The sequence below is a fragment of the Rhodoferax sp. GW821-FHT02C08 genome, assembly GCF_059421805.1.
On sequence record NZ_JBWKVR010000008.1, the window covers coordinates 23,377 to 37,297 of the forward strand.

General features: G+C 61.1%; 14 protein-coding genes. 10 read left to right on the forward strand and 4 right to left on the reverse strand.

The window, feature by feature from the left end; all coding sequences use genetic code 11:
- Positions 1–23 precede the first annotated feature (23 nt).
- Genes AC07VY_RS11740 through AC07VY_RS11750 form a run of 3 tightly spaced genes read right to left on the reverse strand, consistent with a single transcriptional unit; the run spans position 24 to position 2,897 of the window.
- Complete coding sequence (locus AC07VY_RS11740) at positions 24–809, reverse strand: SDR family oxidoreductase (RefSeq protein ID WP_495097700.1); 786 nt, start codon at positions 807–809, stop codon at positions 24–26.
- A complete protein-coding gene (locus AC07VY_RS11745; RefSeq protein ID WP_495097699.1) occupies positions 806–1,873 on the reverse strand; it encodes an NAD(P)-dependent alcohol dehydrogenase in 1,068 nt (355 codons plus the stop codon). Before AC07VY_RS11745 ends, AC07VY_RS11740 begins: the two co-directional genes overlap by 4 nt.
- Positions 1,874–1,916: 43 nt before the next feature.
- On the reverse strand, positions 1,917–2,897 hold the full coding sequence (locus tag AC07VY_RS11750; protein ID WP_495097698.1) for an aldo/keto reductase: 981 nt from the start codon (positions 2,895–2,897) through the stop codon (positions 1,917–1,919).
- Between the two features lie 213 nt (positions 2,898–3,110).
- On the opposite strand from AC07VY_RS11750, the gene AC07VY_RS11755 reads away from it, so the two are divergent.
- The 4 genes from AC07VY_RS11755 (at position 3,111) to AC07VY_RS11770 (ending at position 5,874) form a co-directional block, all read left to right on the forward strand.
- The gene (locus AC07VY_RS11755; protein WP_495097697.1) at positions 3,111–4,076 is read left to right on the forward strand and encodes a LysR family transcriptional regulator; all 966 of its coding nucleotides are present in this window, start codon (positions 3,111–3,113) and stop codon (positions 4,074–4,076) included.
- A 412-nt stretch (positions 4,077–4,488) separates the two neighbouring features.
- Entirely contained in the window at positions 4,489–4,953 is a 465-nt protein-coding gene (locus AC07VY_RS11760; protein WP_495097696.1) for a nuclear transport factor 2 family protein, read from the forward strand.
- Positions 4,954–5,214: 261 nt separating this feature from the next.
- Complete coding sequence (locus tag AC07VY_RS11765) at positions 5,215–5,712, forward strand: (R)-mandelonitrile lyase (protein WP_495097695.1); 498 nt, start codon at positions 5,215–5,217, stop codon at positions 5,710–5,712.
- An 18-nt stretch (positions 5,713–5,730) separates the two neighbouring features.
- Positions 5,731–5,874, forward strand: a complete 144-nt coding sequence (locus tag AC07VY_RS11770; RefSeq protein ID WP_495097694.1) for a hypothetical protein — start codon at positions 5,731–5,733, stop codon at positions 5,872–5,874.
- 68 nt (positions 5,875–5,942) lie between these two features.
- Here the strand turns inward: AC07VY_RS11770 and AC07VY_RS11775 are convergent, their stop codons facing one another.
- Positions 5,943–6,935, reverse strand: coding sequence for a LysR family transcriptional regulator (locus AC07VY_RS11775; RefSeq protein WP_495097693.1), 993 nt, complete (start codon positions 6,933–6,935; stop codon positions 5,943–5,945).
- Positions 6,936–7,058: 123 nt separating this feature from the next.
- Here AC07VY_RS11775 and AC07VY_RS11780 point away from each other — a divergent pair, with 123 nt between their 5' ends.
- The 6 genes from AC07VY_RS11780 (at position 7,059) to AC07VY_RS11805 (ending at position 13,907) form a co-directional block, all read left to right on the forward strand.
- Positions 7,059–7,910: an aldo/keto reductase gene (locus tag AC07VY_RS11780; protein WP_495097692.1), complete on the forward strand. Its 852-nt coding sequence runs from the start codon at positions 7,059–7,061 to the stop codon at positions 7,908–7,910.
- A 9-nt stretch (positions 7,911–7,919) separates the two neighbouring features.
- Positions 7,920–9,329: an MFS transporter gene (locus AC07VY_RS11785; protein ID WP_495097691.1), complete on the forward strand. Its 1,410-nt coding sequence runs from the start codon at positions 7,920–7,922 to the stop codon at positions 9,327–9,329.
- A complete protein-coding gene (locus tag AC07VY_RS11790; RefSeq protein ID WP_495097690.1) occupies positions 9,326–10,510 on the forward strand; it encodes a (R)-mandelonitrile lyase in 1,185 nt (394 codons plus the stop codon). Before AC07VY_RS11785 ends, AC07VY_RS11790 begins: the two co-directional genes overlap by 4 nt.
- 2 nt (positions 10,511–10,512) lie before the next feature.
- Positions 10,513–11,598 (forward strand): alpha/beta hydrolase, encoded by a 1,086-nt coding sequence (locus tag AC07VY_RS11795; protein WP_495097689.1) that lies wholly within the window; start codon positions 10,513–10,515, stop codon positions 11,596–11,598.
- 119 nt (positions 11,599–11,717) lie between these two features.
- The gene (locus tag AC07VY_RS11800; RefSeq protein ID WP_495097688.1) at positions 11,718–12,728 is read left to right on the forward strand and encodes an alpha/beta hydrolase; all 1,011 of its coding nucleotides are present in this window, start codon (positions 11,718–11,720) and stop codon (positions 12,726–12,728) included.
- Positions 12,729–13,307: 579 nt separating this feature from the next.
- Positions 13,308–13,907 carry a phosphoheptose isomerase gene (locus tag AC07VY_RS11805; RefSeq protein WP_495097687.1) on the forward strand — a complete coding sequence of 200 codons (600 nt, stop codon included), beginning with the start codon at positions 13,308–13,310 and terminating at the stop codon, positions 13,905–13,907.
- The last annotated feature ends 14 nt before the right edge of the window (positions 13,908–13,921 follow it).

A 13,921-nucleotide genomic window follows, 5' to 3' on the forward strand; every position in this document is an offset into this window, starting at 1 on the left:
AGCCGATCGGATTGCGCTGCTCGCTATCCGGCCACTCGTTGGAGGTCCTCGCGTACCCGCGCGGGCTCATTGCTCAAGGGCATATTCGGCGTGTCGCGCACAGCGTCCAGCGCACCCACGGTGTCAAGGTCCAGCTTCGCGAACAAGGCGTCGAAGTCCGTGGTGGCCGGACCGCGTTCAGAGACCAGCTCGAAGGTCTTTCCGCGGGCGGCCTCGGAACTCAAGCTGCGTACCAGGACCTCGGCGATCTGCTGGCGCGAGACCACGCCGTCGCTCGGATTGCCGGCATGACGGGTATCGCCTTGCAGTAGCACGAGTCGATGCTGATCGGGAGCGTTGTAGTCGAACCAGCCCGGCCGCACAATGGTGTAGGCGAGGCCGCTGGCTCGCACCAGCCGCTCATCACGGCGCTTCCAGTCGTGGATTTCGGTCGTGTTGTTGAAAGCGCCTTGCCGGTTGGTCACGCCGATAGCGGTCATTAAGGCGATGCGCACCTTACGACCGCCGAGTGCTGCAAGCACATTGCGTACGCCGCCATAGTCGACATTCTCGGCGGCGGCTTTTCCATTCCCTTCTGAGCCGTGAGTGAACACGATGGCGTCCACGCCCTTGACGGCCTGCACCAACGTTGAAGGATGAGTGAGATCGCCGATCACTCGGTGCGCCTGCGCTGGCAGACTGCCTGCACGAGCCAGATCTCGCACCAACGCCTGTACCGTGTGCCCTTGATGCAATGCCTCTGAGACAGCGAGCTGACCGATGCTGCCAGTCGCTCCGACAACCAGCAAATTGAGCGGTGCGGGGCTCATGCCGAAGCCTCCTGTTTCAACGAGGTCATGTCGATCACGAAACGATACTTCACATCGGCCTTGAGCATGCGCTCGTAGGCTTCGTTGATGTCTTGGATGCGGATGACTTCCACATCCGAATGGATGCCGTGCTGGCCGCAAAAGTCCAACATTTCCTGTGTTTCGGCGATGCCGCCGATCAGCGAGCCCGCCAGGGCCTTGCGGTTGAAAACAAGCGGGCCGGTGTTGAAAGGAGGTTCCAGTGGGCCAAGGTAGCCAACCATGACGATCGCTCCGTTGGTCGCTAGCGTCGGCACGTAGGGGTTCAGGTCGTGCTGGTACGGCACCGTATCGATGATCAGGTCGAAATGGCCGGTCACCGCTGCCATCTGCGCAGGGTCGGTGGAGATGACGATGCGATCGGCTCCGAGACGGCGCGCGTCTGCTTCCTTGCCCGGCGAACGGCTGAAAAGCGTCACCTCGGCACCCATGGCTTTGGCAAGCTTCAGCCCCATGTGACCCAGGCCACCGAGGCCGACGATGGCTACCTTGCTGCGGGGGCCGACCTGCCAGTGGCGCAGCGGAGAGTAGGTGGTGATGCCGGCGCATAGCAACGGCGCAGCACCAGCCGCGTCCAGTGCATCAGGCAGCTTCAGCACGAAGTGCTCGGCCACGACGATCTTCTCGCTGTAGCCGCCGTAGGTGCGCGTGCCATCGATCGGGTCGTTGTGGTTGTAGGTATAGGTTGCGCCGTTCTCGCAATACTGCTCCCAGCCCTTGCCGCAGGCATTGCAGTGGTGGCATGACTCGACCAGACAGCCGACGCCGACGCGATCACCTGCCTTGAAGCGAGTGACTTCAGGGCCGACTTCGAGCACCCGCCCGACGATCTCGTGGCCGGGAACCATCGGGTATTGCGCATTGCCCCAGTCGTTTCGCGCGTTGTGCACGTCGGAATGGCAGACGCCGCAGTAGAGGATTTCAATGACAACGTCGTCGAGGCGCGGCCTACGGCGGTCGAACTCGAACAGGCCCAGCCGGCTTGCGGGCGAGTGGGCGGCGTAGCCTTTTACGTGGTAGGTCATGGCAATGGCTCTTTCGAATGCGATAAAGGACGGTAGACAGTCATTAACGCCCCACTCGGCTGGCCAACTGAGCGGGATAGCGTGCGCCTTCGATCGTGATGTGCGAGAGAACGTCGGCGATGTTCTGCAGTTCTTCGCCGGTCAATTCGACAGCCGAGGCACCGAGGTTTTCTTCCAGGCGATAGAGCTTGGTGGTTCCCGGAATAGGAACGACCCAGGGCTTCTGTGCCAGCAGCCAGGCCAGGGCCACCTGGGCCGGCGTGACTCCCTTGACTTGGGCGATCAGGGTCACTGCATCGACGAGCGCTTGGTTGGCCTGTCGCGCCTCGGCGGAAAAGCGTGGTACTACGTTGCGGAAATCGTCTTTCGTGAACTGCGTGTCGGCCTTGATCGCGCCGGTCAGGAAGCCCTTGCCCAGCGGGCTGAAAGGCACGAAACCGATTCCGAGCTCCTCCAGCGTAGGCAGGATCGCCTGCTCGGGTTCCCGCCACCATAACGAGTATTCGCTCTGCAAAGCCGCAACCGGCTGAACGGCGTGAGCGCGTCGGATTGATTCGACGCCGGCTTCGGATAGACCGAAGTGGCATACCTTGCCCTCAGCCATTAGTTCCTTGACCGTGCCCGCCACGTCTTCCATCGGCACCTGTGGATCGACGCGGTGTTGGTATAGCAGATCGATGCGATCCGTGCGCAAATGCCGTAGCGAGGCATCGACGACAGCGCGGATGCGTTCTGGCCGGCTGTCAGTACCCAGCGATGGCTTGCCTTCCTTGAAGCCGAACTTTGTTGCGATGACTACTTGGTCACGCACCGGCGCCAAGGCCTCTCCGACCATCTCCTCGTTAAGCGCGCCGTAGGCCTCGGCGGTGTCGAAGAGAGTCACGCCCCGGTCAAACGCCTGGCGGATAAGTTTCACGCCCGACGAGCGATCCAAGGCGTGGCCATAGCCGAAGCTCAGGCCCATGCACCCGAAACCGAGTGCCGACACTTCCAGGCCGCTGCTGCCGAGTTGACGATGTTTCATGTTTATCTCCTTCAATACGAAGCGCTCTATCAAGGACTGCCGACGGGGAGGCGCAGGCAGGTTGACTCAGGAAGAGGCAGCGGAAATGCCACGCCCCCTTTGATAAAGATGTCACTGTAGGCGTTTGTCTGTCAATCAACTAGGTTGCAAAAACTTGTTCCACAATCAAGTTTTTATTGATACTGTGCGGATATTGAGAAAGTGAATACATTCATGCCGATCAACGAGTTACGTGCCATCGCCACTTTCGCCAAGGCTGTCGAACTTGGTAGCATCCGACGGGCGGCCCTTGCCCAGGACGTATCTCCTCAGGCAGCAAGTCAAGCGCTTGCACAACTGGAGAACCATCTGGGTGTTCGGCTCTTGCATCGGACGACTCGGAGTCTGTCGCTGACGGATGAAGGTCAGCGGTTCCTGGAGACCACGCAGCCCGCATTGGCTGCGCTTGACCGTGCCTTGAACCAGGCTCGCGCTTCGAAGGACGAAATCGCCGGACCGCTTCGGATAGTGGGCCCCAAATCCTCGTTCTCGCCGATCCTGATGCCGCTCATCGACGAGTTCTGCGGCTTATATCCGGACGTGCAGCCCGATGTGCAGTTGGACGATGGGAAGAGCAATTGGGTTACGGAGCGGGTGGATGTCGGATTCAGGATAGGTCAATCACCGGAGGAAGGCGTAATCGCGCGGCGACTCTTTCCTGTTCAACTCATGATCTGTGCTGCGCCGTCCTACTTGGAGCGCCATGGGGCGCCGAAATCGCTGGACGACTTGGCGACGCATCGCTGCAGCGCTTTTCGTCATCCCGCCACGGGGCAAGCGCTTCCGTGGTATCTCGTCATCGATGGCGAAATCGTGCACCGGCACGTTTCGCCCACATTCGCCACCAACGACACCGAACTTGAAGTGCAGGCCGTCCTTGCAGGGCAGGTGATCGGCCAGCTTGCGAATCTATCGGTAGCCGAACACATTCGGGCGGGCCGCCTCGTACCGCTGCTTCTCAAACACATGAGCAATCATATCCACGTTCATTTGTACTACGGCAGTCGCACGGCGCAGCCGAGGCGAGTGCGCTCATTTATCGATCTAGCGATTGAGCGACTGCATGAAACGTCGACTTACGTGCTGAGCACGAAAGAGCTGTCGGCGGCCTCCGCGCGAGCTAAGCATCGCCAGTCCTAGTTCCACAAGGAAACCCTGCCATGATCCAACTACCGAAGTCGATTGCCGGGAGACACAAAAGTACGGCCTCTGGCAGATCAGTCAGCCTTGCTGACGCCCCATCTGCTACCGCTAAGGAGCGAAATCATGGAGCCACTCCGTCAGCTCATAAACCGTGCAGAGCATGTAGGACGTCTGCATAGCGGCAATTAACACCAAGTGTGAAGCGACTGCTACCCATTCCAATCGCTTTGTCGTGCGATTTTGATTGCTCCCCCGGTGTCACCACTCTTCCTAAAGTCGCAGATTCAGGCTACGGATGCAGGATCGTGCAAACCTTGACGAGAATCTTGCAACCTTATGCAGCCGTCGCTCTCAACCTTGCTGATATTGTTAGTGCTCTTATTCGGCTCGAACAACATAGGGGATATTCATGCCAACCGAAACTCTGGAGCAACGAATCAAGGCACTTGAAGACAAGGCCGCACTCAAAGCCATCGTTGATTCATTTTCGAACCTCGCAGACCAAAAGGACAACGCCACGCAAGCGCTGCTCTTCACTGAGGACGCTGTCGTGGACACTTACTTCGAAGGTCAACTCTTTGCGTCACTCAGAGGGCGCAAGCAGATTGAGGAAACCTTTTCAAGCTTTATGGCCAACTTCGAGACCTCGTACCACATCAATGGCCAACATACCGCGGAGCTTGATGGAGATCGCGCAACGGCAGTTCACTACTGTCTCGTTATCCTAATCAGTGCAGCGGACGGCAAGAAGATCAGGAGCACCAACGGTGTGAGTTATAAGGATGAGTACGTTCGCGAGGGTAATCGGTGGCTGATCTCAAACCGAACTTCTTATTTCACGTGGCGTGACCATCAGGAAATCGGTCAGTCATAAGGGAAGATCGGCCAAGAGTGGCGTTAGCGCTTGGGCTGTAAGGAATTCGAGGTTCGGGTTGCTTCACGAAAGGCAGGGCAACTCGCGACGGGTCAATCCGGGGACTTCTAGTCCAGAAGTCTTTGTGTGCCGAGCCCCATCAAGGCAAACACTGCTCAATTTGCTCGTACTCGCTTTTACCAGCGCCTTGCCTACCAACGGGTAAGACACCGTGGCGCGGCGACTGCCGCTGGCGCGCAATCTCTAGGTGCCCCTGTGGTTATGCCGGCAGTTGAGGTGCATTTGGCGCCTGCCCAGCCGGTCGCCACGGGATCGGCCGATACCTTCACCGGCATTGTCCGCTTCAGCTCGCCCTTCCAGGCCCTGCCACCAGGCAAGGCGGGCGGTGCCACTGTGACATTCGAAGCAAGTGCCCGGACTGCTTGGCACAGCCATCCCTTGGGGCAAACGCTGATCGTCACAGCCGGGTTGGGTCTAGTCCAGCAGCAAGGACAGCCGGCTTACGCTATCCGCCCCGGCGATGTCGTCGCCATACCCCCGAACGTGCGCCACTGGCATGGTGCAGGCCCCAACGGCTCAATGACTCATGTCGCCATCGCGGAGCGGGAAGACTGCATCTCGGTAATCTGGCAAAACAAGGTCACCGATCAAGACTACCAAGCAGCCTTGGCGTGCACCGGACTCGGCATCCACCCCAGCGAAAAGTCGCTGGCTGCGGTACGTGCGCAACCTAAGTCCGAAACCCTGTCCGCAAAATAGCCACAGATGGCCGCATGCATGGCGACCAGCGACATGTCGCAGTTAAACGTCGACTTCAGCCAAAGGCTGGATGTATGGATGACGATCAGTGAGGCCAAGGTCGTTCTGGTGCTGCTCTATACCTACGCCGGCTTTCCAAGTGGCAAAAATTTCGCTATATGAAAAAGTAGGGCGTTGGTCGCTCGTGGCTGGCTGAAAACGTCCGTTCGATCCGTTGCGATCAAAATCGCTCAGCCATTGAGGGGCGCAGAATGTCTTCTTCGGGCACGGCCAGGAATTCCGCGATGCCCGCCCCGCAACTCCTTTTCACCGAGCACATACTCTGCGTTGTCGCTCAGCCGCTTGACCGCAAGGTCGATGAAGGCCCGTGCTCGTGCCGGTTGCGACGTCCGGCTGCCGAAGTACACGAAGTAGCTGGCGAAGTCCTGCATGTGGTCGCTGAGAATGGGGACGAGTTGACCCGAGCGGATGTAGGGCGCTGCCGTCACTCCCGCCAACTGACCCAAGACTTTGCCCGCCAGCACGGCCTGCAGCTCAAAGACTTCATCATTGCTGCAGATGGCGGGCACGACCGGTTGCTCGATGGCCTGATCGCCCACCCGTACATGCCACGGCGCCACTCTGCCGGTCCCTGGATGCCGGAAAGCACTGCATCGGTGTGACGCAAGCGCGGCCAGCGAGTCCGGCACACCATGACGTTCAAAGTAAGCCGGAGCGCCGCAAATGACCATTTGCAGCGGAAACAGCCTTCGCGCGATGACACCCTCATGCGGCGAGGGGCCGAGCCGAAAGCCCACGTCCACCCGATCCTCGACCCAGTTGCCCACCCGGTCATCGAGAAGCACGTCGGGCTGGATGCCGGGATACAGCTCACAGAACTCCTCGACCAATCGCCAGAGGATGGGTTGGAAAGTCGTGCGTGGCCCCGCGATGCGCAAGGGCCCGGCGAACTCGTCTCTTGCCGTTTGAGCGTTCTGTAGCGCACGCTGCATGCCCAGCAACGCCGGCTGGACATCCTCCAGCAAGCGCTGGCCCGCATCAGTCAAGGACATCACCCGCGTCGTGCGATGAAACAGCCGCGCGTTCAGGTGCGCCTCCAGTTGCGCGAGCGCCTTGCTTGCCGCCTGCGGACTGATGCTGAGCGTCTGCGCCGCCTTGCGCAGGCTGCCCAGTTCGGCGGCCTTGATGAAGGTCGAGACGGATCGAAGTTCGTTGATCGCCATTTGAGTGTGCCTCCTGCCGCTCATTGTCGCCAATTGGATGCCAATAAAACAACCTGTTTGTCACTATTCGGATGCGAGTCTGATGCCTATAGTTCGCCCCATCGAACACAAAAGGACTCCGCCATGCAGCACGTCACCCTGAACAACGGCGTCGAAATGCCCATCCTGGGTTTCGGTGTCTTTCAAATCCCCGACGCCAAGGATTGCGCACGCAGCGTCGTTGACGCCATCGACGTCGGCTACCGCCTGATCGACACCGCCGCCTCCTACATGAACGAGGCGGCCGTAGGTCAAGGCCTCAAGGACAGCGGCATCGCCCGTGACCAGCTCTTTGTGACAAGCAAGCTGTGGGTCCAGGAAACCGGATACGAGCGCACGCAGCTGGCCATTGACAAAACGCTGCGCCGCTTGCAACTGGACTACCTGGACCTCTATCTGATTCATCAGCCTTTCGGCGACGTGCATGGCTCCTGGCGGGCCATGGAGGACGCCCACAAGGCCGGCAGGCTGCGCGCCATCGGCGTGAGCAACTTCCAGCCGGATCGGCTCATGGACATCAAGGTGTTCAACGAGATTGCACCCGCCGTGAACCAGGTGGAGGTGAACCCCTTCCAGCAGCAGTTGGAGAGTGCTTCCTTCATGAAGGAAATCGGCGTGCAGGCCGAAGCCTGGGCGCCGTTCGCGGAAGGCCGCAACAACCTGTTCCAGAATGAAGTGCTCACGGACATCGGCAAGCGCTACGGCAAATCCGTCGGCCAGGTCGTGCTGCGCTGGCTGACACAGCGAGGCATCGTCGCACTGGCCAAGTCGGTGCGCAAGGAACGCATGGCCGAGAACATTGCCGTCTTCGACTTCGAGCTCGACGACGCCGACATGGCCCGCATCGCCACGCTCGACACCAACACGAGCAGCTTCTTCTCCCACCGCGACCCGGCCATCGTCAAGTGGATGTCCGAGCGCAAGCTGGACATCTGAGCAAGCGTCATGTCCCAACGCAGCGCCAATACCGTGCTGGCCATCATCGTGGCCAGCTACCTGATGATCGTGGTGGACATCTCCATCGTCATCACAGGACTACCGCGCATCCAAGCCAGTCTGGGCTTCAGCGCGGCCCAGCTATCCTGGGTGACCAATGCCTACACGTTGGCCTTCGGCGGTCTCTTGCTACTGGGGGCGCGCGCCGGAGACATCCTCGGCCGGCGGCGCATGTTCATCGCGGGGCTGTCGCTGTTCACCTTGGCCTCGATGGCGATTGGCGTCGCGCAATCAGTGAGCTGGCTGCTAACGGCCCGTGCCATCCAGGGCGTCGGTGCCGCGGTGCTGGCGCCATCTACGCTAGCCTTGTTATCCACGCACTTCGCCGAAGGCCCAGCGCGCACCCGCGCATTGTCCTTGTACGCAGCAGCGGCCGGCGTCGGGGCCACGCTGGGCTTGGTCCTGGGCGGCTTGTTCGCCGACCTGCTGTCCTGGCGAGCGGGCTTCTTCATCAACCTGCCCATCGGCCTGGTTCTAATCGCCGCGGCGAGGCGCCATATCACGGAGACACCGAAGCAGCCCGGCCATTTCGATGTGGGCGGTGCGTTCAGTTCCACCCTTGGCATGACGGTACTGGTCTACGGTCTGGTGCGCGCGGCCGAAGCAGGCTGGCATGACCCACTCGCGCTGGCCGCCCTGGTCGTCGCAGTACTGATGATTGCCGTATTCGTGTGGGTCGAGCGCCGGGTCCGCCAGCCCATCCTGCCACTGCGACTGCTCGCCAGCCGCGAGCGGGGCGGTGCCTATCTGGCTCGCATGCTCTTCATGGGCGGTGCCGTGGGCTTCTGGTTCTTCTCTACGCAGTTCCTCCAGGGCGTGCTGCATTTGCGGCCCATGCAGGCGGGCATCGCCTTCCTACCGGTCACGCTGCCCAACTTCGCCTCGGCGCTGGCCGTGCCCAGGCTGGCGCGACGCTTCGGCAACGAGAAGGTTCTGCTCGCCGGCTTGTTGCTAGGTGTGATGGGCCTGCTTTGGCTGGGCCAGGCCGATGCCGACGTGAGCTACTGGACGAGCATTGCACCGCCCATGGTCCTGATCGGACTGGGCCAGGGCCTGCTGCTCGGCCCGTTGACGGCAGCAGGCGTGGCGGGTGTCGCTCGCGAGGACGCCGGTGCGGCATCCGGCCTGGTTAATGTGGCGCATCAACTCGGCGGGGCACTCGGCCTTGGCTTGCTGGTGTTCGTCTTTGCTAGCGCTGCACCTGCAGGTGCGCTGGACAGCGCGATCCTGGCTCAGCGGATTTCAGCTGTCATGGATGTTGCGGCCTTGCTGCTGGGCCTCGCCCTGCTGGTGTCCTGGCTTCTCATCGTCCTGCCACGCCGTGGCACTACACCGCAGCAACTGGAGACTCTATCGTGAAATCATTGCTTTGTATCGCCCTGACCGGTGTGGCGGCAACCGCCGGCGCGCAGTCCCCAGGCGCCACTGCGGTTGCGCCGATCGTCGAGGTTCGCTCGGCGTCCGCCCAGAACGTCGCCACGGGATCGGCCGATACCTTCGCCGGCAGCGTTCGCATCAGCTCGCCCTTCCAGGCCATGGCGCCGGGCAAGGCCGGCGGCGCCACGGTGACCTTCGAGGCACGCGCCAGGACTGCCTGGCACAGCCATCCCTTGGGGCAGACGCTGATCGTCACGGCCGGGCTCGGACTGGTCCAGCAGCAAGGCCAGCCCGCTCGGGCGATCCGCCCCGGTGATGTCGTCACCATTCCCGCGAACGTGCGCCACTGGCATGGCGCCGGCCCCAACGGGCCGATGACCCACGTCGCCATCGCGGAGAAGGAAGGCGGCATCTCGGTGACCTGGCAGGACAAGGTCACCGACCAGGACTATCAGACCGCCTTGGAGAACACCGGGCTCGGCGCCCACCCCGAGCTCGCCGCTCGCGCATGGCCCCTGTCTGAAACCCTGTCAGCCAAGCAGCGGTCGATTCCGCTGATGGCCGCGTTCATGGCGGCCAGCGACATGCCCCGGCTCAACGCCGCCTTGAACCAGGGCCTGGATGCGGGGATGACGATCAGCGAGGCCAAGGAAGTGCTGGTGCAGCTCTATGCCTATGCCGGTTTTCCGCGATGCCTCAACGCGCTCGGCGAGCTGATGAAGGTCGTGGAGGCGCGCAAGCGGCGCGGCCTCCAGGACGCGCCAGGCCGCGAGCCCACCCCGACGGTTGCCACTGGCGACGAGTTGGTCAATGTGGGAAGGGCGAACCAGGCCGAGATTTCTGGCGGGCCGGTGCAAGGTGCCGTGTTCGACTTCGCGCCCACCATCAACCAGTTCCTGCAGGCGCATCTGTTCGGGGCGATCTTTGAACGCGACAACCTCGACTGGCAGAGCCGCGAGCTGGCGACCGTCGGCGCGCTCGCCGCCACCCCGGGCGCGGAGGCGCAGCTGCGCTCCCATATGCGGGCCAGTCTGCGCGTGGGCCTAAGCGCCGCGCAGTTGCGCCAGCTCACGCAAACCCTGGCCGACGAGGTCAACGCCCAAGTCGCTGCCCGCGCGAACGAAGCCCTCACGCAGGCCCTGGCCTCCGCATCGAAAGGTTAAACATGGATACCCACCGAACTCTATTGACCATCGCCGTTGCCATGACAACCGTCATCACAGGCTGCGCAATTCAGCCCCACAGCGCCGGCAACGCCTCTGACCCCTTGGTGATCCAATCCCAAGGGAGCTTCGCTGTCGGCGGCACCGTGCTGAAGACCCCTGGCAGCTATGACAACAACAAGCCGACGGCTGCGGGCCAAAGCTTTCACGGCGACCACCTGTATGCCTTCTATCAGGTGCCACAGAACCCCAAGGCTTTGCCCATCGTCATGCTGCATGGCGCCTTCCAGTCGGCGCGCAGTTGGGAGACCACCTCGGACGGCCGCGAAGGCTTCCAGACTCTGTTCCTGCGCCGCGGCTTCCCGGTCTACCTGGTCGACCAGCCGCGTCGGGGACGAGCTGGCAACAGCACCGTCCCGGCAACACTCGAGCCGGCGCCCAACGACCAGCTGTTCTTCGACCAGTTTCGCATCGGAAAATGGCCCGGCTACTTCGACAACGTGCAGTTTGACCGCAAGCCTGAGACGCTGAACCAGTTCTTACGCTCGGTCACGCCCAACACCGGGCCCTATGACGCCGGCGTGATTTCGGATGCCATGTCAGCGCTGTTCGACAAGGTCGGCCCGGCGATCCTGTTTACCCATTCGCAGGCGGGTGGTCCGGGTTGGTTGACTGCGATCAAGAACCCGAAGGTCAAGGCCATCGTCGCGCTTGAGCCGGGCAGCGGCTTCATCTTCCCGCAAGGCGAATTGCCGCCGGCAATGCCGAGTGCGGCCGGCACGCTGTCACCTGAGACGGTGACGCTGTCGGATTTCCAGAAGCTCACCCGCATTCCCATCGTCATTTACTACGGCGACAACTTCCCCGTCGAGCCGACCATAGAGCGCGGCCAGGACAACTGGCGTGTGCGGCTGGCCATGGCTCGGCTCTGGGTGGACGCCATTAACAAGCATGGCGGCGATGCCCGCCTGGTGCATCTCCCGGAGACGGGCATTCGTGGCAACACGCACTTCCTGATGTCCGACCTGAACAACGTGCAGATCGCCGACCTGGTGTCGAAATTCCTAACTGAAAAGAAGCTGGACTGATCCAGCCGCCTAGCAAAACCGGAGCCTGAATGAAACCCAAAATTGTCAACGACAAGAGGCGAGAGTTCCTCGGAACCTCCGCTCGTATCCTCTCTATCGCAGCCCTTGGAGTTCCTGTAATGACCGTCAATACCCCCGCCGTCGCCGCCGACTACACGAAGAATCCCTTCACTCTCGTCTATGGCGGAGCAATCACCAGGAACGAAGTTGGCGAGGTCAACATCCACCCCGTGAAGTACAAGCTGGGCGGTCTGGACATCGTCGCAAACGTCTACACGCCCGCGAACTACGATCCCAAGAAGCAATACCCGGCGGTCGTCGTGGCCCACCCCAATGGTGGCGTGAAAGAGCAGACAGCCGGCCTGTATGCCCAGCACCTGGCCGAACAGGGCTACATCACGATTGCGATGGATGCCGCGTATCAGGGCGGCAGTGGCGGTCAGCCACGCAGCACGGACAAGCCGCAGTTCCGCATCGAGGACATCCACGGCGCAGCGGACTTCATCACCCGCTATCCCGGCGTCGATGCCGCGCGCCTGGGGCTTTTAGGCATTTGCGGCGGCGGGGGGTATTCGCTGTCGGCCGCAAAGTCTGACAAGCGCTTCAAGTCAGTGGCTACCCTCAGTATGTTCAACTCCGGACGTGTCCGTCGCAATGGCTTCGCCGATTCGCAACTGGGCACGATCCAGCAGCGATTGCAGCAGGCGTCCGCAGCACGAGCCCAGGAAGCCGCCGGTGGCAGCCTTCTATACTCCGGCGATGCCGACATGACGGACGAGCAAATCACCGCGCTACCCTTCGAGATGTACCGGCAAGGCTACGAATACTACTGGCGCACGCATGCGCATCCCGGCTCGACCTTCAAGTACACGACGAGCAGCCTGCTCGACCTGATGCGCTGGGACGCCACCGACCAGATCGAGTTGATCGAGCAGCCGCTGCTGATGATTGCCGGCAGCAAGGCCGACAGCCTGTACATGACCGAGGAGGCCTTCGCCAAGGCGACCGGTACTAAGAACAAGGAACTGTTCAAGATCGACGGCGCCACGCACATCGAAACCTACTGGGTCCCCAAGTACGTAGAAGCTGTACTGGGCAAGCTGACACCGTTTTACGCGAAGACTTTGTGATTCGAGGCCACGGGGCACGGCGCCTTCCATCTCGATGTACTCACGATCTGGACGGGCTCTCAACAACGAGTGCGCGGGTATCATGCCGCTGCAGTGACAGCGAGGCATGGCATTCGGTGAAGCCACGCCGCAATCGTTCTCACACGGCCAATGGTGTTTCGACACAGCCGCGCAGCGAACCATCAGAATCGTGTGCTGTTCGCTTTGGGCGCTGAGCAGTCGCTCGGGCCATCGGACTTGACCGGCAGCTACCAGCCTTTTGCTGACTTATGTTTTAAGCAGAGTGAAATTGTTTGGCTCAGCTATGGCCCGTCAGCCATAGAGTTTAGAGAGAGCTCCTGAGCAGGTGTGCATGTCTGCATCCCTTCATGACTTCATGAACTCGGTCGCTTGGTACCAGTCAGCTTGGAGCAGATAAGCAATTAATGTCAACAAGACCTAGATCAAGATCAAGATCAGCGTCAGATGGCTCGAAATCTCTTTTAAGTACTTGATTTAAAAGGATCGCTATGTCAACTTCAATTGTTAAAAGTCAAGTGTAAATCTCAGGGACATATGGCGGGGGTATCATCGCGGACCATGATTGAACAACGTATTCAGCAGCATTTCATCGACAGCGCCGACCTGAAGTACCAGTCTGCGCAACCCCTGAGCAAGCCCATTGCGGCTGGCATCCAGGCCATGCTGGCCAGCGTGACCAGCGGCGGCAAGGTGCTGGCCTGCGGCAACGGCGGCTCGGCAGCGGATGCGCAGCATTTCGCGGCGGAGTTTGTGGGCCGTTTTGAGCGTGAGCGGCCCGAGCTGGGGGCGATTGCGTTGACCACCGATAGCTCTATCCTCACTGCCATCGGCAACGACTACAACTTCGACGTCATCTTCGCCAAGCAGGTGCGGGCTCTGGGGCAGCCGGGTGATGTGCTGCTGGCAATCACCACCAGCGGTAATTCGGCCAATGTGCTGGCAGCCATTGAGGCCGCCCATGAGCGCGAGATGACCGTGGTGGCCTTGACCGGTAAGGGCGGCGGTAAGATGGGCGCGGCACTGCGGGAGACCGACGTGCACATCTGCGTGCCGCATGACCGTACGGCCCGCATCCAGGAAGTCCATTTGCTGGTCTTGCACTGCTTGTGCGACGGCGTGGATTCGCAGCTGCTGGGCGACCTTGAGGCGCCTCTTTAGGCTTTTTAACCCCT